Source organism: Acinetobacter colistiniresistens (assembly GCF_000413935.1).
Taxonomy (GTDB): domain Bacteria; phylum Pseudomonadota; class Gammaproteobacteria; order Pseudomonadales; family Moraxellaceae; genus Acinetobacter; species Acinetobacter colistiniresistens.
This window is the reverse complement of record NZ_KE340379.1, coordinates 360,706-382,538: the sequence shown is the minus strand read 5'-3', so window position 1 is coordinate 382,538 and position 21,833 is coordinate 360,706. Positions and strand designations below refer to the sequence as shown.

At 39.9% G+C, this 21,833-nt stretch carries 20 protein-coding genes; 10 read left to right on the top strand and 10 right to left on the bottom strand.

What is annotated here, in order from left to right:
• Positions 1–33: 33 nt before the first annotated feature.
• The 3 genes from F907_RS11655 to F907_RS19360 all read left to right on the top strand — a co-directional run bounded on the left by F907_RS11655 (position 34) and on the right by F907_RS19360 (position 2,589).
• Positions 34–1,089, top strand: coding sequence for an OmpW/AlkL family protein (locus F907_RS11655; RefSeq protein ID WP_016651807.1), 1,056 nt, complete (start codon positions 34–36; stop codon positions 1,087–1,089).
• A 167-nt stretch (positions 1,090–1,256) separates the two neighbouring features.
• Positions 1,257–2,468: an MFS transporter gene (locus F907_RS11660; RefSeq protein ID WP_016651806.1), complete on the top strand. Its 1,212-nt coding sequence runs from the start codon at positions 1,257–1,259 to the stop codon at positions 2,466–2,468.
• Entirely contained in the window at positions 2,455–2,589 is a 135-nt protein-coding gene (locus tag F907_RS19360) for a hypothetical protein (RefSeq protein ID WP_005272111.1), read from the top strand. The genes F907_RS11660 and F907_RS19360 overlap by 14 nt, the downstream gene beginning before the upstream one ends.
• A gap of 217 nt (positions 2,590–2,806) precedes the next feature.
• Here the strand turns inward: F907_RS19360 and F907_RS11665 are convergent, their stop codons facing one another.
• Entirely contained in the window at positions 2,807–3,988 is a 1,182-nt protein-coding gene (locus F907_RS11665; RefSeq protein ID WP_016651805.1) for a trypsin-like peptidase domain-containing protein, read from the bottom strand.
• A gap of 187 nt (positions 3,989–4,175) precedes the next feature.
• Here F907_RS11665 and F907_RS11670 point away from each other — a divergent pair, with 187 nt between their 5' ends.
• The 3 genes from F907_RS11670 (at position 4,176) to F907_RS11680 (ending at position 6,715) form a co-directional block, all read left to right on the top strand.
• Positions 4,176–4,934, top strand: a complete 759-nt coding sequence (locus F907_RS11670; protein ID WP_016651804.1) for a Nif3-like dinuclear metal center hexameric protein — start codon at positions 4,176–4,178, stop codon at positions 4,932–4,934.
• Between the two features lie 303 nt (positions 4,935–5,237).
• Positions 5,238–5,861, top strand: coding sequence for a superoxide dismutase (locus F907_RS11675; RefSeq protein WP_016651803.1), 624 nt, complete (start codon positions 5,238–5,240; stop codon positions 5,859–5,861).
• A 227-nt stretch (positions 5,862–6,088) separates the two neighbouring features.
• On the top strand, positions 6,089–6,715 hold the full coding sequence (locus F907_RS11680; RefSeq protein ID WP_005202479.1) for a superoxide dismutase: 627 nt from the start codon (positions 6,089–6,091) through the stop codon (positions 6,713–6,715).
• Between the two features lie 289 nt (positions 6,716–7,004).
• Here F907_RS11680 and F907_RS11685 read toward each other — a convergent pair whose 3' ends face one another.
• Positions 7,005–8,609 carry an isocitrate lyase gene (locus F907_RS11685; RefSeq protein ID WP_016651802.1) on the bottom strand — a complete coding sequence of 535 codons (1,605 nt, stop codon included), beginning with the start codon at positions 8,607–8,609 and terminating at the stop codon, positions 7,005–7,007.
• Between the two features lie 529 nt (positions 8,610–9,138).
• On the opposite strand from F907_RS11685, the gene F907_RS11690 reads away from it, so the two are divergent.
• The gene (locus F907_RS11690; RefSeq protein WP_004652708.1) at positions 9,139–10,140 is read left to right on the top strand and encodes a LysR family transcriptional regulator; all 1,002 of its coding nucleotides are present in this window, start codon (positions 9,139–9,141) and stop codon (positions 10,138–10,140) included.
• 200 nt (positions 10,141–10,340) lie between these two features.
• Positions 10,341–11,669, top strand: a complete 1,329-nt coding sequence (locus F907_RS11695) for a polyamine export protein PaeA (protein ID WP_016651801.1) — start codon at positions 10,341–10,343, stop codon at positions 11,667–11,669.
• A 40-nt stretch (positions 11,670–11,709) separates the two neighbouring features.
• On the opposite strand, the gene F907_RS11700 is transcribed toward F907_RS11695, so the two are convergent.
• On the bottom strand, positions 11,710–11,973 hold the full coding sequence (locus tag F907_RS11700; protein WP_016651800.1) for a hypothetical protein: 264 nt from the start codon (positions 11,971–11,973) through the stop codon (positions 11,710–11,712).
• A 63-nt stretch (positions 11,974–12,036) separates the two neighbouring features.
• Positions 12,037–12,552 carry a hypothetical protein gene (locus F907_RS11705; RefSeq protein WP_005243200.1) on the bottom strand — a complete coding sequence of 172 codons (516 nt, stop codon included), beginning with the start codon at positions 12,550–12,552 and terminating at the stop codon, positions 12,037–12,039.
• A 213-nt stretch (positions 12,553–12,765) separates the two neighbouring features.
• Between F907_RS11705 and F907_RS11710 the strand changes: the two genes are divergently transcribed.
• Positions 12,766–13,323: a DUF2239 family protein gene (locus tag F907_RS11710; protein WP_162616962.1), complete on the top strand. Its 558-nt coding sequence runs from the start codon at positions 12,766–12,768 to the stop codon at positions 13,321–13,323.
• 153 nt (positions 13,324–13,476) lie between these two features.
• Positions 13,477–14,376 carry a DMT family transporter gene (locus F907_RS11715; protein WP_016651798.1) on the top strand — a complete coding sequence of 300 codons (900 nt, stop codon included), beginning with the start codon at positions 13,477–13,479 and terminating at the stop codon, positions 14,374–14,376.
• Positions 14,377–14,447: 71 nt separating this feature from the next.
• Here the strand turns inward: F907_RS11715 and F907_RS11720 are convergent, their stop codons facing one another.
• The 6 genes from F907_RS11720 to F907_RS11745 form a co-directional block, all read right to left on the bottom strand.
• Positions 14,448–14,795 carry a hypothetical protein gene (locus tag F907_RS11720; RefSeq protein WP_016651797.1) on the bottom strand — a complete coding sequence of 116 codons (348 nt, stop codon included), beginning with the start codon at positions 14,793–14,795 and terminating at the stop codon, positions 14,448–14,450.
• Between the two features lie 91 nt (positions 14,796–14,886).
• Entirely contained in the window at positions 14,887–16,500 is a 1,614-nt protein-coding gene (gene cysN, locus F907_RS11725; RefSeq protein WP_016651796.1) for a sulfate adenylyltransferase subunit CysN, read from the bottom strand.
• A gap of 83 nt (positions 16,501–16,583) precedes the next feature.
• Entirely contained in the window at positions 16,584–17,492 is a 909-nt protein-coding gene (gene cysD, locus F907_RS11730; protein WP_005243206.1) for a sulfate adenylyltransferase subunit CysD, read from the bottom strand.
• A gap of 325 nt (positions 17,493–17,817) precedes the next feature.
• A complete protein-coding gene (locus tag F907_RS11735) occupies positions 17,818–19,275 on the bottom strand; it encodes a capsule assembly Wzi family protein (protein WP_016651795.1) in 1,458 nt (485 codons plus the stop codon).
• A 144-nt stretch (positions 19,276–19,419) separates the two neighbouring features.
• The gene (lysS, locus tag F907_RS11740; RefSeq protein WP_016651794.1) at positions 19,420–20,946 is read right to left on the bottom strand and encodes a lysine--tRNA ligase; all 1,527 of its coding nucleotides are present in this window, start codon (positions 20,944–20,946) and stop codon (positions 19,420–19,422) included.
• A 159-nt stretch (positions 20,947–21,105) separates the two neighbouring features.
• Positions 21,106–21,543 carry an SRPBCC family protein gene (locus F907_RS11745; protein ID WP_016651793.1) on the bottom strand — a complete coding sequence of 146 codons (438 nt, stop codon included), beginning with the start codon at positions 21,541–21,543 and terminating at the stop codon, positions 21,106–21,108.
• Positions 21,544–21,833 lie beyond the last annotated feature (290 nt).

Genomic DNA, 21,833 nt, shown 5'->3' with positions numbered 1-21,833 from the left:
ATCCTAACAAACATTCGGACATGGAGTCCTCAAATGATGAAAAAGCCCTTCGCTTGCCTGATTACAGGCTTATGTGCCCTACCCACTTTTGCTTTTGCAGACTCACCTTATTTCAGTCTAAAAGATGGCGATGGTTTCAAACGCTTTTCGGTTTCCGCAGGTTGGTTACATGCCATGCCACAAGGCTCTGCCAATCCAGTCAATATCAACACCAGTATCGCCGAGGGTACACAGGCCAAAGTCGGTGATGTCTCCAAGCAAGCTGTACTTGCAGCAGCAGATCGAGATTCGAATAAGCTTCTTTACGATGCTATTAAAATACAACCTTTAGACCCTGTTCCAGGTCTGTTAACAGGAACTGCAACAGTGAATGGTTTGTCCAACTGGAAAAGTCAGGGCACAGGTTTAGAAGCGGACAATGTCGATACCGTTGGTATTATGGCCAATTACCACTTTACAGATCACGTCTCTTTAGAAGTTAAAGCAGGTATCCCACCGAAAGTTGATATCAAAGGGAAAGGAAATATCTACGCACCCTTAAGCGGCAAGGCAGACACAGCCTTAGGCTCAATTGGTTTAAAACAAGATCTTCATATCACAGACTTAACCCAAGGTGATAAAGCAGCCTCAGCGCGAGCTTGGCTACCAGCTGTTGAGCTACACTATCAATTTGGTAAATCTGGCGTAAATAAATTCCGTCCTTATGTCGGTGCTGGTGTGATGTATGCCTACTTTAACGATTTAAAAATGAATTCAGGAATTGAATCCGATTTAATCAAAGCAGGTCATATGATTCAAAATATTCATGATGGCAAAGCTGGTGCAGCCTTAGATGGAAAAACATCATCAGCAGACCCTATCGTGAAGCTCAAAGCAACAGATACATTTGCCCCGATTGTGACTTTAGGTGCAACCTATGACTTTAATCCAAACTGGTTTGCTGTCGGTTCGGTATCTTATTCCAAAATGAATAATGAAGCCAAAATCTCAGTAACGGATCGCAACACAGGCAAAGAGCTCATCAAAGCAAATACCAAAATTGATATTGACCCACTGATTACCTATGTCGGTGTAGGCTATCGTTTCTAAATAATCACGACATAAAAGAGCAGCAATAGCTGCTTTTTTATATTCTAAAATTCAAAACCTGAACAAGCGCATTAAATCTAAACAGCCACAATAATTTTCTTGAGCAATCGAAATATCAATAGAAGTATTTTAAAATACTTTTCACTTATTCCACGATCACAACAACAATGCTAACTCCTCAATTTTCCAAACAATTGGTCTATATGCTAATTGGAAGTGCGCTGATTCTTGCACTCTCATTAGGTGTCCGCCATGGTTTTGGGTTATACCTCGTTCCCATGAGTGATACCTACGGCTGGGGTCATCATATTTTTAGTTTTGCCATTGCCATGCAAAACTTAATCTGGGGTGCAGCGCAACCATTTACAGGGGCAATTGCCGATAAGTATGGAACGAAAAAAGTGGTCATGGCAGGCGGTCTCTTCTATGCCATTGGCTTAGTGCTCATGGCATTTAGCTCCACAAGTCTTTTACTCAATCTTAGTTTAGGCCTTGTCATCGGGCTTGCGCTATCAGCAACCTCTTTTACCGTACTGCTCTCTGCAGTTGGTCGCGCTGCTCCTCCAGAGAAACGTAGCATGGTCATGGGGATTGCCAGCGCAGCAGGCTCCTTTGGTCAGTTTATCATGCTGCCGTCTACGCTGATTTTACTTAAAACCATTGGTTGGTCATCTGCATTACTTGTGAGTGCCTTTGCAATTGCATTTATTATTCCATTGGCTTGGCTATTAAAATCCCCCTCTTCAACGCTACCCAAAGCACTCAATCAATCCAGCCTCAGTTTTAAGCAAGTGTTAAACATTGCCAGAAAACACAAACCATTTTGGTGGCTGTCGCTCGGTTTCTTAGTTTGTGGCTTCCAAGTGGTGTTTTTAGGGGTACATCTGCCCGGTTATTTAATTGATCATGGCTTTGACGCGACAACAGGAACGGTGTTTTTAGCACTCATTGGTTTATTTAACATCATTGGGACTTATGGTGCTGGCTGGTTAGGCGACCGCTATTCAAAACCGAAGTTACTGATGTTGCTCTATGGTTTACGTGGGATTGCGATTATTGCATTTCTATTGCTGCCACTCAGCACATTGACCGTTTATGCTTTTGGGATCATTATGGGCTTACTTTGGCTTTCAACCGTCCCGCTCACCAATGGCATTGTAGCCAACATGTTTGGGGTCAAATATTTATCCATGCTGAGTGGTATTGTGTTCTTTACCCATCAAATCGGTTCATTTTTCGGTGGTTGGTTAGGTGGCGTCAATCATGACCTTGCAGGTAACTATAATATGATCTGGCTGGCCTGTTTAGTACTCAGCATATTTGGTGTGGTGATCCATCTTTTCGTCAATGAAGAGGCTATCATTCATGATGAATATTGAACGGTATTTTAAATTGATCCTGCTCGTCTGCCTTGTTGGCCTCATCAGCATCTCGATTCTGATCTGGTTTCAAACGCCTGATTTATTTGAATACTTCAATCAGGCCTTCTGTGCACATTAAGCACATATTTCGACTCTTCATTATTGTCACCTAACGATCAGAAAATTGTCATCAAATCATCAAATTTCGATGCTTTAATAAAAAATAAAAAAGCTCTAAAAATGCAAAAAGCCTATTGATTGAATCAATCAATAGGCTTTTTGCGCTATGAATAATGCATAAAATAAAAGAACTGCACTTAAGCAGCCCTTTTATTAATCGACATCAATCAAGTTTACTACTGACGCTTAGGCAGCGGAATATATTGCGATTGTGCATTTTGCTGCACTTTACGCTCCCCGACTTTCACTTGCACAGTTTGCTGCTTACCTTCACGCTCAATCACGACATCAATTAAGCTTTCTGGTGCTTGTAATGCAACATAATTAATTAAATGTGATGCAGAAGAAATCTGTTCGTTATTCACCTGAATGATCTTATCACCACGCTTAATCCCCGCTGAGTCGGCAGGACCTTCGCGTAGTACATCCGCAACAGTAACGCCAACTGGTTTAGCAGCCAGTACATCTTCATCCAAGTTATTTGGAATCAAACTAATTCCTAACCAGCCACGCACGACACGACCATCTTTCAGAATAGAGTTCAGCACTTGCTGGCAGACTTTGGCAGGAATCGAAAAACCAATCCCTAATGAGCCACCAGATTGAGAGAAGATCGCGGTGTTAACACCAATCAAATTACCCGCAACATCAATCAATGCACCACCCGAGTTACCCGGATTAATTGCAGCATCGGTTTGAATAAAGTCTTCATAGGTATTAATCCCCAAATCAGAGCGTCCAGTTGCCGAGATAATTCCCTGAGTCACGGTTTGTCCCACACCAAATGGGTTACCAATTGCAAGTACAACATCACCCACTTCATTACCACTCAATTTGAATGGAAGAACAGGTAACTTGTCTAACTCAATCTTAATCACAGCCAAATCTGTATCAGGATCAGTACCAATCACTTTCGCTTCAGCACGACGACCGTCATAAAGTGCAACTACAATGTGCTCAGCTTGGGCAATCACATGATTATTGGTCAGAATATACCCATCTGCACGTACAATCACACCTGAACCTAAACTGTTTTCATTTTGAGGCTGTTGCGGTACCTGGTTGCCAAAAAACTCACGAAATACAGGATCATTCAATAATGGATGATTCATCTGCTTTACTTTCTGGGTCGTGAAAATATTGACCACGGCTGGTGCCGCCACTTTAACCGCAGCACTATAAGACACCACCCCACCCGTACGCGAGGTATCGATCAGCGGCTCAACCTTCTCGGCTGGCATTTTTACACCATCAGCAGCCACGGTTGGCTTCGGCTGATGCGATTTCTGCCAAGCCAGAAAACTAAATATAACAAGAATGAGTAATACCCAAGGTAACCATGTAAATGCACGGCGCACGTTTATTATCCTCTACGCGAAATTATGTTATGAACGTAATTTATTGAAGAACTGGAACTTTCCACTATTGTAAAGTAAATTGCTTAAAATCAATGCAAAAGTTAAAAAAGTTTTGTCTAGCTTTAGTTACATTTAAAAATATGTTCTTATTGATCTTTAGAAAAGATGTAAACAATTGAGGAATCGCATGGCAAATTTGCATGAAATTGTGCAATGGTGTAATCAGACCTTAAAAGCAAATGAGTTTAAAGACTACGCACCAAACGGCTTACAAATAGAAGGCAAGCTTGAAGTCAACAAAATTGTCTGTGCTGTAACCGCATCAGAAGATGCGATTGATGCCGCCATTGCCCAGCAAGCTGATGCGTTACTTGTTCATCATGGCTATTTCTGGAAAGGCGAACCCTACCCAATTACAGGAATGCGAGGCAATCGTATTAAGAAACTGATTCAAAATAATATTTCCCTGATTGCCTACCATTTACCTTTAGATGCCCACCCAAGCTTGGGCAATAATATTGCTATTGCCGATTTGATCGGTCTAAACAACCTTCAAGCTTTAGATCCAAGTGAAAGGCACCCGATCGGCAATGTTGCTTATTTAGACCATGCGCTTAGTCCTGAACAATTTAAAGCAAAGTTACAGGCTATTTTTGATTTTAATGTGATTCATTTACCAAGTAATAAAACTGCTATTAAAAAAGTAGGATTCTGTACAGGCGGTGCACAAGACTTCATTGCGAAAGCAGCTCAGGAAGATTGTGATGCTTATATTTCTGGTGAAGTGAGTGAACGCACCTTTTATGAAGCAAAAGAGCTTGGCGTACATTATTTCGCATGCGGCCATCATGCCACAGAACGTTACGGTGTGCAGCGCTTGGCACAAGCCATTGCCAATCAATTTTCAATCGAAACTGCGTATTTTGAACTCAATAACCCAATCTAAGCTGATTCAATGATGAACGGAGTGAAATCAGTTTCACTCCCCCTATCATGGAAATAATCAGATACTCCCAATCCCGATTACCTTCACCCATTTAAAATACCCGAACAGCCGAATTGCACGTTCGTGTTACTCACTCAATATGCTGCCAAATAAGATAAATGATAAATAAAATTTATTTTTTACCTCATTTTACATAGATAAAAGCAAATTAAAAGATATTGATTCTCATTTGCTTTTAAATGAATAATGAAGACGCTTTAATTTATGCCAATAAAATCATTTTGATTAAAAGGAATCAAACACATGGCTTATTCTTTACCAGCGCTTCCTTATGCTTACGATGCACTTGAACCCAATATTGATACCAAAACAATGGAAATTCACCACAGCAAACATCATCAGACCTACATCAATAATATTAATGGTGCAATTGAAGGTACAGAATGGGAAAAACTCCCCGTAGAAGAGTTGGTTGCCAAAGTGAATGATATCCCTACCAACCTTAAAAATATGGTCATTAACAATGCTGGAGGTCATGCCAATCACTCACTGTTTTGGACAGTCATGAGTCCACAAGGAGGAGGAAATCCAACGGGCTCTGTTGCAGAAGCCATTGATCAACAACTGGGTGGCTTTGATGCTTTTAAGGAGGCTTTCACCAAGGCTGCAATCAGTCGTTTTGGGAGTGGCTGGGCATGGCTAAGCGTCACGCCTGAACATAAACTCATTGTGGAAAGTAGTGCCAATCAAGACTCACCACTGATGCATGGCAATACACCTATTCTAGGTCTGGATGTATGGGAACATGCCTACTACTTAAAATATCAAAACCGTCGCCCTGAATATATTGCAGCGTTTTATAATGTCGTGGATTGGGATGAGGTGAATCGTCGTTACCATGCTGCATTACAAGCTAAAGCGCAGTAATTTTAGCAGTAGCCGAACTTAGATCGACATCTTTATATAAAACGGGTTAGAGTTTTTTATAACGTTCACTAAACGAGCTAAAAACTCTAATCATTGTTGTATGGTATATGTCTCATAAAGAAATTTTTTGCATATTTTGTGTATTAAAAGACTGCCCTATTGTCTATAGAATCATTTACAATAAAGGCACTTAATGTAAAACCCAGCAAATTTGCAAGGAATGAAACATGACAACCATTACTTTACCTGCACTGCCATATGGCTATGATGATTTAGCGCCACACATCACTCGCGAAACTTTAGAATACCATCACGACAAACACCACAATACTTATGTTGTTAACTTAAACAACTTAATCAAAGGTACTGACCTTGAAGGTAAGTCTTTAGAAGAAATCATCAAAGCATCTGCTGGTGATGCCTCTAAAGCAGGTATCTTTAACAATGCTGCACAAGTATGGAACCACACGTTCTACTGGAACAGCATGAAGCCAAATGGTGGCGGTAAACCGACTGGCGCGATTGCAGCTAAAATCGAAGAAGCTTTTGGTAGCTACGAAAAATTTGCTGAAGAATTCACTGCTGCTGCAACAACTCAATTCGGTTCAGGTTGGGCTTGGTTAGTGGCTGATGAAGTAAACGGTAAATTATCTATTACTAAAACTGCCAATGCAGATACGCCACTTGCACACGGCCAAGTTGCAGTATTAACAATCGATGTATGGGAACATGCTTACTACATCGACTTCCGTAACTTACGTCCAAAATACATCGCGACTTTCTTAGAAAGCCTAGTAAACTGGGACTATGCAAATGCAAAACTTGCAGGTCAACCAGCAGGTGTTGAGAAATAATTGATTATTTCTTGAATAAAAAACTGCTCTTGATGAGCAGTTTTTTTTGCGATGCGATTTATAGCATCCATCAGAGCAGCTCAAGACAATGAATGAAAGACTTAAGTTTAATTGATATTCACGCCATTCAATTGTTTTAAAAGCCACCCTCTCATCTCAGCTCGCAAAAGCCCCTCCCTATAAAACTTAAATTCAGCCCCATTAGCTCTAAATCACCACAACACATCAAAATTTTAAGCAATAAAAAAAACCCTGCTTTCGCAGGGTTTTTTTTGAATCAGTTCAGTGCTTAATGAGCAGCAAATTGGTTCATTGTGTTTTTAGCATCATCGTGTGCTTTAAGCGCATTGTCACCAGAGAAGATTTCTTTGTGATCATCACCGATGTCAGAACCCGCCATTGCTTGGTGTTTAACACAAGCGATACCACCACGGATTTCTTTACGTTGTACGCCAGCAACATAAGCCAACATGCCTTCAGAACCGAAGTAACCTTGTGCAAGTTCATGAGTAGAAAGCGCAGCAGTGTGGTAAGTCGGAAGTGTAATCAAGTGATGGAACACACCCGCTTCACGAGCAGCATCTGCCTGGAATGTACGGATCTTAGCGTCTGCATCAGCAGCTAATTCAGTCGCATCATACTCAGCGCTCATTAATTTAGCACGGTCGTAAGCAGAAACGTCTTTACCTTCAGCAACCCAACGGTCGTAAGCTTGTTGACGGAAGTTTAACGTCCAGTTGAATGATGGGCTGTTGTTATAAACAAGCTTCGCATTTGGAACTGTTTCACGTACACGGTTAACCATGTGAGCGATTTCTTCTACGTTTGGAGTCGCAGTTTCGATCCAAAGAAGGTCAGCACCATTTTGAAGGCTAGATACACAGTCAAGTACAACACGGTCAATTTGAGTGTCAGGACGGAACTGATATAAGCCAGAAGCTAAACGCTTAGGACGGTGTAATTTACCATCACGCTTGATCAGGATTTCATCTTCTTGAGCATCAGCGATGTCAATTTCAGTTGTGTCTAAGTAGCTGATGTATTGAGAAGCGATGTCGCCTGGCTCTTTAACCACTGGGATTTTTTGAGTCAAGTCAGCGCCTTCAGAGTCAGTACGCGCAACGATGATACCGTCATCAAGACCCATTTCTAAGAATGCATAACGTAATGCATGGATTTTAGCGATGAAGTCTTCGTGTGGAACAGTTACTTTACCAGCTTGGTGACCACATTGTTTTGCGTCAGATACTTGGTTTTCGATTTGAAGTGCACATGCACCAGCTTCGATCATTTTCTTAGCAAGTAAGTAAGTCGCTTCTTCGTTACCGAAACCAGCGTCGATGTCAGCAATAATTGGCACAACGTGAGTTTCAAAGTTGTCGATTTGAGCAGTGATTTCAGCTGCTTTAGCTGTATCACCCGCTTCGTTTGCTTTTTTAAGTGCGCGGAATAAATCGTTTAATTCTTTCGCATCAGCTTGACGTAAGAATGTGTAGATTTCTTCGATCAATGCTGGAACAGATGTTTTTTCGTGCATAGATTGGTCAGGAAGTGGACCAAATTCTGAACGAAGTGCAGCAACCATCCAACCAGAAAGGTAGATATAACGACGTTCAGTTGTACCAAAGTATTTTTTATTCGCGATCATTTTTTGTTGCGCGATAAAACCGTGCCAGCAACCCAATGATTGAGTATATTTGCTAGAATCAGCATCATAAGCAGCCATATCACGACGCATAATCGCAGCTGTATATTTAGCAATGTCTAAACCAGTTTTGAAACGGTTTTGCAATTGCATACGAGCAGCATCTTCAGGACTAATATCTGCCCAAGTGTTGCCAAATTTTGCTTTTAATTCGCGGATTGCATCAATCGCTGTTTGATATGTAGTCATGATCTATTCCTTTGAGGATTGGCATCGAATGTGGGCTAAAAATCCTGATTTTATTTAGTCTAGATTTCAAGCGCCTCATCAACATGTCTCAAAGCTTAGTCTTTGGCAAGCGATTTATCCAATATTCTGGCTTAATCTTCAGTATTTTCTAAAAAAATATATGTATAAGCATTTTTCAAAAATGCAAAAAATATACCACAAACACATGTTTTTATTTAATTTTTAAAATACACCACCAAACATAATTATTCATTTTTCGAATCATTTATTAGACTCATCAGTTCAGAAAAAGCTAAAATTTGATCCTTAAGAATACTCAAAATGACAATTTTCGGCTGTGTTTTTCCACAAATGACATCGAAGAAATAATCACCTAAAAACCTCCCAAATTAAATAAGTCAACAGAATGTGCCAAGTTGCATTACACATCTTGCTACTGTCGCTTTTATGTAGGATTAAGTTACACAAATTGCTTTAGATATGTCATAATTCAACACAATTTAAGGATTTTATTTTCGGTATTTTTTTTATGAATCTGGAGCGGGTCGATCTCAATTTATTAATTTATCTTGACGTACTTCTTCGTGAAAAAAATGTCACCCGTGCAGCGGAGCAACTGGGTGTTACCCAACCTGCAATGAGTAATATTTTACGTCGATTACGCAATCTGTTTAATGATCCCCTACTCATTCGCTCTTCTGAAGGCATGACCCCTACTGAACGTGCATTGGAATTACAACCACGTATTCGAGATGCATTGTCAGACCTTTCAATGATTCTTGAACCACGTACCGAATTCCGTCCTTATACCAGTAATCGTGTGTTCCGGATTATGACCTCCGATTATGCTGAAGCAACTTTAGTTCCTCGCCTAGTCAAAGCATTACGTTCAGAAGCACCCAATGTGGTTTTAGACTTCCTGACGCCTAGTGACGTGTCTTATCGTGATATGGAGCAGGGCAAAGTTGATCTAGCGATTAACCGCTTCAATGAGATCCCGCAAAGCTTCCATCAAGTCTTGGTTTGGCGTGATAGTTTTAGCTGTATTCTGAATGACAAACACCCTGCAGTAACCCACCTCAATTTAAAAAGCTATTTAGATGCACAACACATTTGGGTATCTAAAACAGGCATGGGCGTTGGTTTCGGTGTAAACCCGGAAAAACAGGCAGGCTTAGGCTGGATTGATCAAGCTTTGGAACGTATTGGCCAGCGTCGCAAGATTTCTGTCTTTACCCGTCACTATCAAATGCCCGCACTGTTGGCTCAAAATGTAGATTTGATTGCCACCTTACCCACCCGTATGGCACGTCTACAGACCCAGAATCCTAGACTGGTTATAAAGGATCCTCCGTTTTATATTCCGGAGTTTGAATTGAAAATGGCTTGGTGTCCGTTATTGCACCATCATCCTGCGCATCGCTGGCTCAGACAACTGATTTTGTTTGTGGCACGCCAAATGATCGAGGAAGAAAACCGTGAGTATTTATTAAATAATGGCAACTCACAATTACCACATAGCTTTTTTTAATTGGCCAAATTAACTAGATGAAATTTCAGCCATATCTCAAGTGTGGCTGATTGTTTTAATAAGAATATCAATAAAAACTTATTTCTTTTACTTATTGATACATTATATTCTATTACAGAATAAGCGAGTGAAATAATGCCTAACCAACCATTATTTGCATAAGCGAACTATAGGCTGCGGCCTACCAACATAGGTGATGTATGGATATTTTTCAAAGCATGATGATTCTAGTTATTCTAGTCGCATGTTCATTCTTTTTATCCTTATCTGAAATCGCGATTGCTGGATCACGAAAAATCAAACTAAAACTTCTGGCTGAAAGTGGCGAGGAACGCGCGAATAAAGTCATTGAGTTGCAAGAAAACTCAGCAGACTTTTTTGCATCAACTCAAGTCGGCGTTAATGCTGTCGCGATCTTAGGCGGTATTGTTGGTGAATCATCATTACGCCCCTATTTCTACAATTTAGCAACCGAACTTTATCCCGGCCCATGGGCAGAAACAATTGGTTTTAGTTTATCCTTTTTAACCGTCACATCTCTTTTTATCTTATTTGCCGACTTGATGCCAAAACGTTTGGCGATGATTTTTCCTGAGAAATTAGCCATCAAAGTCATCAATCCCATTACCATCTTTATCAAAATTTGTAGGCCTTTAGCTTGGGCAATTAACATCATTGCCAATTCAATTTTCAGAGTTTTTAAAATTGATACCAAGCGTGATGACAGCATGACCTTTGATGATATTTCTGCCATCATGAATGCAGGGGCGCAAGCCGGTGTCTTACAAAAACAAGAACATCATTTCATTGAAAATGTATTTGAACTTGAAGAGCGTACTGTTCCATCAAGTATGACTGCACGGGAAAACATCGTTTATTTCACCTTGAATGAAGCTGAACACAGCATTCGTCAAAAACTGGCTGACCACCCTTATTCAAAATTTTTAGTCTGTAATGAACATATCGATCAAGTGATAGGTTATGTAGATGCCAAAGATATTCTGGTTCGTATTTTAAATAATCAATCTTTCACGCAACTAAATGAATCGATTATCCGCAATGTGCTGATTATCCCAGACAGCCTCACGCTATCAGAACTTCTTGACCGCTTTCGCTCAACCAAAGAAAAGTTTGCAGTTGTGATCAATGAGTATGCTTTAGTGGTCGGTGTCATTACCTTGAGCGATATCATGATCACCGTCATGGGTGACTGGGTGACCCCGATGGATGAAGAGCAACAGATTATCAAACGAGATAATCATTCTTGGTTGATTGATGGCAGTACCCCGATTGAAGATGTAAAACATGCGCTGGCAATTGAAGAATTCCCAGAAAATGAAAACTACGAAACAATCGCTGGCTTTATCATGTATCGTCTACGCAAAATTCCACGTCCTGCGGATGCGGTCGAATATGCCGGTTTTAAATTTGAAGTAGTCGATATCGACCACTATAAAATTGACCAATTGCTGGTGACTCAAATTACACCAAACCTAGAAAATGATTCCCCTATCACCCAAGATGATTAAGCCGAGCCATCCATAAAAAAGCCCCTATACGGGGCTTTTTTTATTTCAGGACAAACCAGACTACGGCAGCCAAAATCAAGAAGATCAAAATCAAGACTTTCATTCCACCACGACTACGCTGTACCAATTGCTCTTGGATCTGTGCCTGTTCTTGTGGATGATCTTGCAGATACTGATCAATTAAGTCTTTAGATTCCTTGAGACCTAAACCTGTTTTTTCCCGTGTGATCTTAATGGCATCAATCAATTGCCCTGCCCTGAGCACATTAAGCGCTTCTGGCGGAATCTTCGGTGCTAAGGTCATAAAATTAACAATCCTTGTTATTTTCTATTGGAAACCGCATCAGAGCAGGATGTTTAGAATCCCTTAGTTTCCACCATATAATGAAATGAGCTCATCAAGTACGGCTTGATAATGAATGCTGATATCTTCTGCTAGGATTTTATAAGCATTGTCAAACTGAACCATCGGCCAACCTTCTTTCCAGAATGGGAAAATATTATGCAAATCGTGTGTGACTGTCGCATCTTCACGACCAATAGCTTGTGCAACCTGCGCCAACACTTGAGCTGTTTCCGCACCATCAATTGCCAGATAGTCAATACCACGCACTTTTAAAATACGAATACGGTCTTTTTTATAACGGATCTTTTTCGCCTGACCTGCATTCAAACCCAATGCCAGTGTCACTGCTTCGACAAACTTTTCTTCAAAGCTTGTACTCAGTGCAACTAGAGCCTGTTTATGTGCTTCTTGACGCCCAGCTTTCCCCCCATTACGAATCATCTCGTTTGCTTCCGTATCCAGCTTATCTTTTTTCATAGACTGTAAAATGTCTAAAATTTCGATATCGCTTAAAGATTCAGGAGATTGCTCAATCATGGGAGTCCTAATACACAAAAATAAAAAAGCATTGTCTCATAAAAGCAATATTAAAGCAGAATAAAAATTTAAAATGGTTAGCCATCTTTGCTATTGTTGTAATGCGTACTCTAAAGGTCCCGTTTGTAAAATCAGATCTTTTTCGATTTTTTGATTATTTATTTGCCAAATTAATTTTACCCTGATAATATTATTTTACCCAGATAAAAATATGTGATTAAAATGAATATTCAAACCACCTACACTGCATTCTCAGGCAGTACACTGATTGCAAGCGGCCAGCCGACTGATCTCGTGTTGAAGATTAAGCTTATTCCTGAAACAACCGAAAGCATTTTGATTTTTAATGATCAAACAGGGCAACAAATTGATCTCGATCTTTCCGGTTCTGAACAAGAGCTTCAACAACGCTATGCCGAACCAGAGGAAATTAAAAAAGTTGGACGACCTAAGCTCGGGGTTATCTCTCGTGAGATCACTTTACAGAAAAAACATTGGGATTGGTTAGATCAACAAAGTGCAAGCGCATCAGCAGTGATCCGCAAGTTGATTGATAAAGAGCTGAATGATCCTAATTCTGAAAGCAATATCATGCTTGCCAAACAAGCGACTGATCGTTTCATGTCTGCGATGTTAGGCAATATGCCAAATTATGAAGAAGCAACCCGTGCTTTATATCAAGGTGATCGAGAAGTCTTTTTAAAGATGATTCAAGATTATCCTAAAGATATAAAAGAATATTTAGTTTTCAAAACACGTCATATTTTCTAAATGCATTCTTTTTATCATCTGTTAAAATAACTTGCTCTACTCATTTCAAATGGTAGAGCATTTTACAACCATTTAATGACAATCATCATTTAGTCATCATATAAAAATGCTATTCAAAGATCTAAAAATAGAGATATAAAAAGGACAAGTTCAATGGCCAAACTTAAGAATGAAAATTTCCTTTATATTGGTCTATTTGTTTTGCTCTGGGGAAGTGCTGCTATTTTTACTAAATGGGGACTTCATCATGGTGCAGCAATCCCCTTCCTGTTTTTCCGCTTTTTAATTGCTACAGCGTTAATTTTATTCTTTTGTGCAATTTCAAAACAGCCTTTTTATCCACAAAATACCTCTTTTAAATATGTCATCCTTACCGGTTGCTTTTTAATTACAGGTTATACCCTGTTTTATTTTTTATCGCTTGAATTTGGAATTTCCCCAGGCCTCCTTTCAACCATCCTTGCATTACAGCCTATTTTGACCTTTTTTATAACTGAGAAAAGTTTTTCCAAAGTTAAGCTTACAGGGCTACTGCTTAGTTTTTTTGGAATCATTTGTTTAGTTTATAACAATATGTTTATCAATAAATTATCTTTATGGGCAACGCTTGCTTCAATTATGTGCCTGGCATGTATTACGACAGGTGTGATTCTACAAAGAAAAATTTCTGAAAAACCATGGCATGTTTTACCACTACAATATGCCATTTCTTTGATTTTCATTATTTTTATCATTCCTTTTCAATCATTTAATTTTGAGATGAATTGGGGCTTTTGGATTCCTGTTTTATATCAAGGCATCATTGTTTCTGTTATTGCTCAACTCATTTTTTATAAATTATTACAATCAGGCAATCTGGTGAATACAACCAGCTTATTCTATCTTGTACCGCTTGTGACCTTAGTACTCGACTTTATTATTTTTAGCACTCAACTCTCTAGGTTTGACTACATTGGAATTACAGCGATCTTGAGTGGGGTTTATTTAGTGTATAGAAAAGCCACAAAAATAAATCGCTCTCAGACCTTGGACCATACGAAAGATAGCTTATAGAGCTGATCGAGAAGAAATCATTTCTTACCTTTTACTAAAATGAAAAACAATAAAGCATGATCTACAAAATTCTATTCATCATTTATTGAAGATGTCATCTTCATATCAATATTTTTATAATCAATGACCTTCAAACATCTTAGACATTTCTCTTTCAATTCATTAATCATTTGCTGTTGCCTTACCTCTCCACCATCAAAGCTAGATAAAGCATCAATCTCATCAAAACATGCTATTACGTATTTCAGATCGTCAGAAATTATGGTGGATTTTAAGACTTCATTAGAAAAGCTCGGCCTTGCTAAAGACCATATTCCAGCTTCAGGAGAAATAACACCCTGCTGCATTCCCTCTAAAACTCCCAGAGCTAGTGAAGCGATATAGAATTCAGCATTTTTATTAAGGGTTTCAAGTTTCATTTATTAGAAATGTAGTTATATAAAAATATTGAGTATACACGATACAACAAAAAACCCGCTTACGCGGGTTTTTCAAAATCAATTCAGTCGATTAAAGACGAACCAATTCCACCACTTTTTCAGCGGCCTCTTCAACTGTTTCAGCAGCAATCTCGGTATCAGCACCTTCAACGGTCGTTGTGATAATGACAACACCAGTTTCACGTAACAAGGCAATCTGCTCAACCGTTAAATTTGCTTTTGCAATCGCAACTACACCTTGTTGAATCAATAAGCTTTCTAATGCTTGAGCTTTCTCGATCAACGATGCAGACACACCAATTACCGCAGGTTTTTGACCTAAACGTGCCGCACGATCTTCTGCAGTCACAGGATTGCTATGCGCCGTCCATTCAACTGCAGCTTCAACCATACCTGCACCAACAGTCACGTTGCTGAGACGGTCAATAAAGATAAATGAACCGGTGTAACGACTGTCTTGGTATTGGTCAAACACGACTGGTGCATCAAACTCAACCACTACATCCGCAATTGCATTCAACTCAAGTTCTTCAACTTGCGTATGTTCCAACGTATTCACATTAACACGGAAGTTAATTGCAGTGACTTTCGCTGGAACAGTTTGTGTGCCAATTTTGACGTTGTATAGCTTGCCTTTCACCAATGGATGTTCATTCATCCACACCACTGAAGCACGTACACTACGTGAAATCAAAGGTTGTTCGCCTGCACGGACCAAAACGTTACCACGAGAAATATCAATTTCATCGTTTAAAGTTAACGTCACGGCTTGACCAGCAACAGCTTGTTCAAGGTTACCATCAAAGGTGACGATTTCTTTCACCGTTGATTTTTTGCCAGATGGCAAAGCAACAATTTCGTCACCAACGTTGATTTCGCCCAAGGCAATGGTCCCCGCGAAACCGCGGAAATCGAGGTTTGGACGATTCACATATTGAACCGGGAAACGGAATTCATGTTTATTTGATTCGCGTTTAATTTCCACTGATTCAAGAATGCTCATCAAGGTTTGACCCTTGTACCACGGCGTACTTGCTGATGGATTCACCACGTTATCGCCATTCAGTGCCGAAATCGGTACGAACACAATATTTTCAGGACGACGATCACCAAGTTGACTGACGAAAGCATCATATTCAACTTGAATTTCATTGAAACGTGCTTCTGAGAATTCCACCAAGTCCATTTTGTTAATCGCAACCACGATATTTTTAATACCGAGCAAGCTTGCGATAAATGAGTGACGACGGGTTTGAGTTTGCACCCCATAACGCGCATCAATCAAGATAATCGCAAGATCAGCTGTTGATGCACCGGTTGCCATGTTACGTGTGTATTGTTCATGTCCTGGTGTATCTGCAATGATGAACTTACGCTTTTCTGTAGAGAAATAACGATAAGCGACATCAATGGTAATGCCCTGCTCACGCTCAGCCTGTAAACCATCAACCAATAAGGCAAGGTCAGGCGCATCACCTGTGGTACCCACTTTCTTACTGTCACGGGTCACCGCTTGTAATTGATCTTCATAAATCAATTTTGAATCGTAAAGTAAACGACCGATTAAGGTACTTTTACCATCATCGACGTTACCGCACGTCAAAAAGCGTAGTAAATCTTTTTGTTCATGCTGTTTTAAATATCCCAAGATGTCTTGGCTAATAAGATCTGATTGATGAGACATTGCTCAAAACTCCACATATTCTTTAGAAATCGCTTTTAATCTCCCTAAATCCCTCTTTAAAAAGAGGGGCTTGCTTAAGGAAATTAGAAATAACCTTCTTGCTTTTTCTTTTCCATTGAGCCCGCCTCATCATGGTCAATCATACGACCCTGACGCTCTGAGCTGGTCGCTAAAAGCATTTCTTGGATAATTTCAGGCAAGGTATCTGCTTCAGACTCAACTGCACCCGTGAGTGGATAACAGCCAAGCGTACGGAAACGTACCGATTTCATTTGTGGAACTTCTCCCTCTTTTAAACGCATACGCTCATCATCCACCATGATCAACGTACCGCTACGCTCGACCACTGGACGAACCGCAGAGAAATAAAGAGGAACGATTTGAATATTTTCCAGATAGATATACTGCCAAATGTCTAATTCAGTCCAGTTCGACAATGGGAAGACACGAATACTTTCGCCTTTGTTCACTTTACCGTTATACAGATTCCAAAGTTCTGGACGTTGGTTTTTAGGATCCCAACGATGTTTATTATCACGGAATGAATAAACACGTTCTTTGGCACGTGATTTTTCTTCATCACGGCGTGCGCCACCAAACGCAGCATCAAACTGATACTTATCCAAGGCTTGTTTTAAACCTTGCGTTTTCATGATGTCAGTATATTTTGAACTGCCGTGATCGAACGGGTTAATCCCAGCCTCACGACCTTCGACATTTTGATGCACGATCAAATCAAAACCATGCGTTTTCGCCATATTGTCACGGAAAGCGATCATGTCTTTAAACTTCCAACCGGTATCTACATGTAGTAGTGGAAATGGAAGTTTCGCTGGATAGAACGCTTTCAATGCGAGGTGCAACATCACCGCTGAATCTTTACCAATCGAGTAAAGCATCACAGGGTTTTCAAATTCAGCTGCTACTTCGCGAATAATATGAATACTTTCTGCCTCAAGTTGTTTGAGGTGCGTTAATCTATTTTCAGTCATGTACAATTTCCTCCTTATCCATGCTATCCATAAAATCTATAAGTGGAATTACACCACCACTTTGAAGACTGTGTGGAGGAACGAGTGCCATAACAACTCCAATTTTTCATGATATCGATATTCTTACTTGTAGTAGAATCTACTACTGAGTAAAGGTTATTCATTATAATAATTTAGATTCAGTTCTTTAGCTTGTTTTTTCATATCAATATGCAAAATTATGATATGAAAATAAGATTTGAGAATAACAATAGGCCCAATTTCACGTGAATTAATTAAAAAAAAGAAGCCCTTAACGGACTTCTCATTGATCGATTAATATCGGTTAGAAACGGAACATCTTAGTTTCCAATGGAATTTCAACGCCAACTGAAACACCACCATCACGACCATTTAAATCAGAGTCACTCACCCAACCATTAATTTTTAATGGAAGTGTTGGTTTGATATAGTGTGTCCAGGTTAAATCCACACCCTTCACTGTATCTTCTTTTGGAAATTCGGCATTAATTGCCAAACTTGATTGATTGACCTTTGCATAAAGCGCACGCGCACTGAGACGGTTCATCACATCAAAACGAATATCACCACCCAACGAATACATTTGACTATCACCGCCAATCGAATGACCTAACGGGAAACCATGTTGATAGTAACCATCTGTATATTGGTGATGGCTATAAGAAATTCCTCTCACCTCACCATTAGTTCGGGTATCCGCCCACTCAGCATAAAGCTGATAAGGCATATTTTTATAACTCGATGAGAAGTCAGCACCTGCTAAATAGAGGTATTTTGCCGGCAATCCACCCGCCTCATCTTCACCAACAAATTGAGTATATAAACTTACTGGCACATTGAGTAAAGGTTGAAGTAATAAACGTCCATCGAAACCAGCAATTTGGTTTGAAGCGTTGTTATCACCAACACATGTACTATCATCACAACCATTGTCATTACCAATCATTGCATTCCAATATGCTTTAAAGCTATTTGGTTGACCTTTACCACCAATTTGAATTGCTCGGGAAGCGCCTAATTCAAGATAAGGCAATGGTTGAGCGGTAAAACGCAAGCCTATCAGCTTGGTATTTGGCACAGCTTTATAATCATCCAACTGCCCTGCGAATGCTTGATATTGCCAAGGGCCAATCCAAGAAAGCCACTTAGTTTCAAAAGCATTTTGCACTGCACGTTGTACCGTCACCCCATAGACTGGGCGGCTTGCATCACCACGAATCAAACTACCGTCATGCCCTGGCCCCCAATACGTTGGGATTTGACCCGCAATCACCCATTGATTCCAAAGTTTCCCCGCAATATATGAGCCTTCAACATTCGCATCATGGCCATTATCAATCAAAGGGTCTTTTTCACCATTAACCCGCAACTTTGCATCCCAGTTCTCACCGCCCGCATTAAACTCGACAGCAGCTTGGTATTGAGATTTCTGGTTATCACCAAAGGTTTGTGGAATTTGCTTGAGATCAGTACCTGCATGTAAGCCAATTTTCACTGTTTCATTATCAGCTTGCAACGCACTCATGACAGAATTGACAACTTTCTGCTGTGCATTATTACTGACTTTTGCTTGGGATAAAGCACGCTTAACCTCATCGCCACTTAACGGCCAAGTCGATGTACTGATTTGAATCACCCCTTGTTGATTCAGCCAGTTTAGGTCCGTACGTAAATTGGCATCATTTAAGACGAGGCCCTGTGCAAAAGTAGTCGCAGAAAAAGACGTAAATAATGCGAGATAAAGCGATTTTTTTAGCAGCATGTCCGAACTGTTCTCAAATTTATTTATGTGCACATGATCGTTTTTTTACACTCGCATTTCAATCATCAAACGAAACAATTACATTTTTTAACGTTGAAATAAAAAGACCACCTTAAATCGGTGGCCTTTTTACAAGCAAAAAGATTAATCTTTACGGCGCATATGAGGGAATAAAAGTACATCACGGATACTTGGCGCATTCGCAAATAACATGACTAAGCGGTCAATCCCAATCCCCTGACCTGCTGTCGGTGGTAAACCGTATTCCAACGCCTCAATAAAGTCTGCATCGTAATGCATAGCTTCATCATCACCTGCATCTTTTTCAGCAACCTGTGCCTGAAAACGCTCGGCCTGATCAATCGGGTCATTTAACTCAGAGAAACCATTTGCCAATTCACGACCGCCAATAAAGAATTCAAAACGATCTGTAATATGTGGATTATCATCATTACGACGTGCAAGCGGTGAGGTTTCTGCCGGATATTCCGTAATGAATGTCGGCTGACGTAATTGAGTTTCTACTGTTTCTTCAAATACGATGGTTTGCAACTTACCTAAACCAAATCCTGGTTTTACTTTTTCTTTCAACACATCTTGGGTGAACTTCGCCAAGAACTCACGATCATTGACATTTTCAGGTGTAAACGTTGGATTATGCTCAAGAATCGCATCAAACATTGAGATTTTCTTGAATGGGCCTTTGAAGCTATAGACTTCTTCACCATAAGGCACATCAGTAGAACCCAAGATATCAACTGCCAGTTTTTCAAGCATGTTTTCAGTCAGTACCATCAAGTCTTTATAGTCAGCATACGCTTGATAGAACTCGATCATGGTGAATTCTGGGTTATGACGTGTTGAAACCCCTTCGTTACGGAAGTTACGGTTAATTTCAAATACACGTTCAAAACCACCGACCACCAGACGCTTTAAATATAACTCTGGTGCAATACGTAAATACAGCTCCATATCCAATGCATTGTGATGCGTTACAAATGGTTTTGCAGATGCGCCACCCGGAATCACATGCATCATCGGCGTTTCAACTTCCATGAAACGTTCATTGGTCAAAAAGGCGCGAATACCCGCAACGACTTTGGCACGAATTTCAAAGGTCTTACGTGTCTCTTCGTTGACGATCAAATCTAGATAGCGTTTACGATATTTCGCTTCAGTATCCGTTAGACCATGGAATTTGTCTGGAAGTGGACGCAGTGATTTGGTTAATAATTCAAAACCTTCAAGGTGAACATATAAGTCACCTTTACCCGAACGTCCAATATAACCTTCGGCAGCAATAATATCGCCGAGGTCCAAGCTTTTAATGGTTTCTAAAATGTCTGCTGGCAAACCTTTACGGTCTACATAAAGCTGGATACGACCTGTCATGTCTTGGATCACAATAAATGATCCACGGTTCAACATCACACGGCCTGCAACTTTGACATAAACTTTTTCAGCACCTTCAATTTGTGCTTTGTCTTGATCTTTAAATTGTTCTTGCAGATCGCCAGTATAGTGTTCACGCTTAAATGTGTTCGGCCACGGGCTCTTACCCGTTTGTTTTGCAGTCTCTTGGATTTGCTTTAATTTGGCATGACGCTGTGCGATTAAATCGTTTTCGGAAAGTGTTTGTTCAGAAGTCGATTGAGCGTTTTGTTGCGTCATCTCTGCCTCGATTAAGTAAAAAAAGAAGTGACATAGGATAGCAGATCACAATCCATTTTCGTATTGTTTCAACCAGACAATTCAAAAAAATCAAGATTTATCAACTTTTGAATCGAGATAACGCAGCAATTAGCCATCCGAAAAACACACATTGACCCCTTATTTCTCAGCTAGATGTTTGACTATAGCAAGCCCTTGATCAAAACCTTGATCAATGAATTCTACATGTTCAGGTTGAATATCGACTTCGACATGTAGTTGGGTCTCACCATTAAAATCAAACAGCATATACTTCTCTAAAGCGCCTGCCCAAGATTTCACCGCCTCACTATCCAGATCCTCCTTGCCATCTTGAATCATCCCAAGATGTTTAAAAACAACCTCTTTAGGTTCATCTATGCTTTCGATTGTTGATACCATGCCATTCCCTTTCCCGTCACCAAAAAAGGTCTTACCACCCACTTTCCAATCGGTTTTCATGGTTGAATCGCAAGCAAAGAATTTTGTCCATGCCTGATAACTTTCAGGTGCCCACAAAACCTCCCAAACTTTCTCTGGGGTTGCATAAATTTTTATATTATATGACAGCGTTTCCATGTACTTTTCTCCATTATCATTGTTGTGATTTATCATAACCTGTTCTCGAATGTTTATTTTTTATACACACTATATTCATACGATTATTCATTTTTAATTACATAAGCATTTATATTGCTGTAAAAAATTAGAGCAATTGCTCAAATAACAAGACTTTCAGATAGAATAGCCATATCGCTATTTGAATAAATGATTAAACTCTTGCATTTACTTTACTTAAATGGCGTTCTGCGTAAAAATCTAACTCCCGATCAACACAAGTTAGTTCTATTGCAGCGATCGTAGCGACA

Bases quoted from the DNA above. Each gene is read 5' to 3' on its own strand.
- F907_RS11655 (WP_016651807.1), top strand. From the start codon at position 34: ATGATGAAAAAGCCCTTCGCTTGCCTGATTACAGGCTTATGTGCCCTA.
- F907_RS11660 (WP_016651806.1), top strand. From the start codon at position 1,257: ATGCTAACTCCTCAATTTTCCAAACAATTGGTCTATATGCTAATTGGA.
- F907_RS19360 (WP_005272111.1), top strand. From the start codon at position 2,455: ATGATGAATATTGAACGGTATTTTAAATTGATCCTGCTCGTCTGCCTT.
- F907_RS11670 (WP_016651804.1), top strand. From the start codon at position 4,176: ATGGCAAATTTGCATGAAATTGTGCAATGGTGTAATCAGACCTTAAAA.
- F907_RS11675 (WP_016651803.1), top strand. From the start codon at position 5,238: ATGGCTTATTCTTTACCAGCGCTTCCTTATGCTTACGATGCACTTGAA.
- F907_RS11680 (WP_005202479.1), top strand. From the start codon at position 6,089: ATGACAACCATTACTTTACCTGCACTGCCATATGGCTATGATGATTTA.
- F907_RS11685 (WP_016651802.1), bottom strand. From the start codon at position 8,609: ATGACTACATATCAAACAGCGATTGATGCAATCCGCGAATTAAAAGCA.
- F907_RS11690 (WP_004652708.1), top strand. From the start codon at position 9,139: ATGAATCTGGAGCGGGTCGATCTCAATTTATTAATTTATCTTGACGTA.
- F907_RS11695 (WP_016651801.1), top strand. From the start codon at position 10,341: ATGGATATTTTTCAAAGCATGATGATTCTAGTTATTCTAGTCGCATGT.
- F907_RS11700 (WP_016651800.1), bottom strand. From the start codon at position 11,973: ATGACCTTAGCACCGAAGATTCCGCCAGAAGCGCTTAATGTGCTCAGG.
- F907_RS11705 (WP_005243200.1), bottom strand. From the start codon at position 12,552: ATGATTGAGCAATCTCCTGAATCTTTAAGCGATATCGAAATTTTAGAC.
- F907_RS11715 (WP_016651798.1), top strand. From the start codon at position 13,477: ATGGCCAAACTTAAGAATGAAAATTTCCTTTATATTGGTCTATTTGTT.
- F907_RS11720 (WP_016651797.1), bottom strand. From the start codon at position 14,795: ATGAAACTTGAAACCCTTAATAAAAATGCTGAATTCTATATCGCTTCA.
- cysN (WP_016651796.1), bottom strand. From the start codon at position 16,500: ATGTCTCATCAATCAGATCTTATTAGCCAAGACATCTTGGGATATTTA.
- cysD (WP_005243206.1), bottom strand. From the start codon at position 17,492: ATGACTGAAAATAGATTAACGCACCTCAAACAACTTGAGGCAGAAAGT.
- F907_RS11735 (WP_016651795.1), bottom strand. From the start codon at position 19,275: ATGCTGCTAAAAAAATCGCTTTATCTCGCATTATTTACGTCTTTTTCT.
- lysS (WP_016651794.1), bottom strand. From the start codon at position 20,946: ATGACGCAACAAAACGCTCAATCGACTTCTGAACAAACACTTTCCGAA.
- F907_RS11745 (WP_016651793.1), bottom strand. From the start codon at position 21,543: ATGGAAACGCTGTCATATAATATAAAAATTTATGCAACCCCAGAGAAA.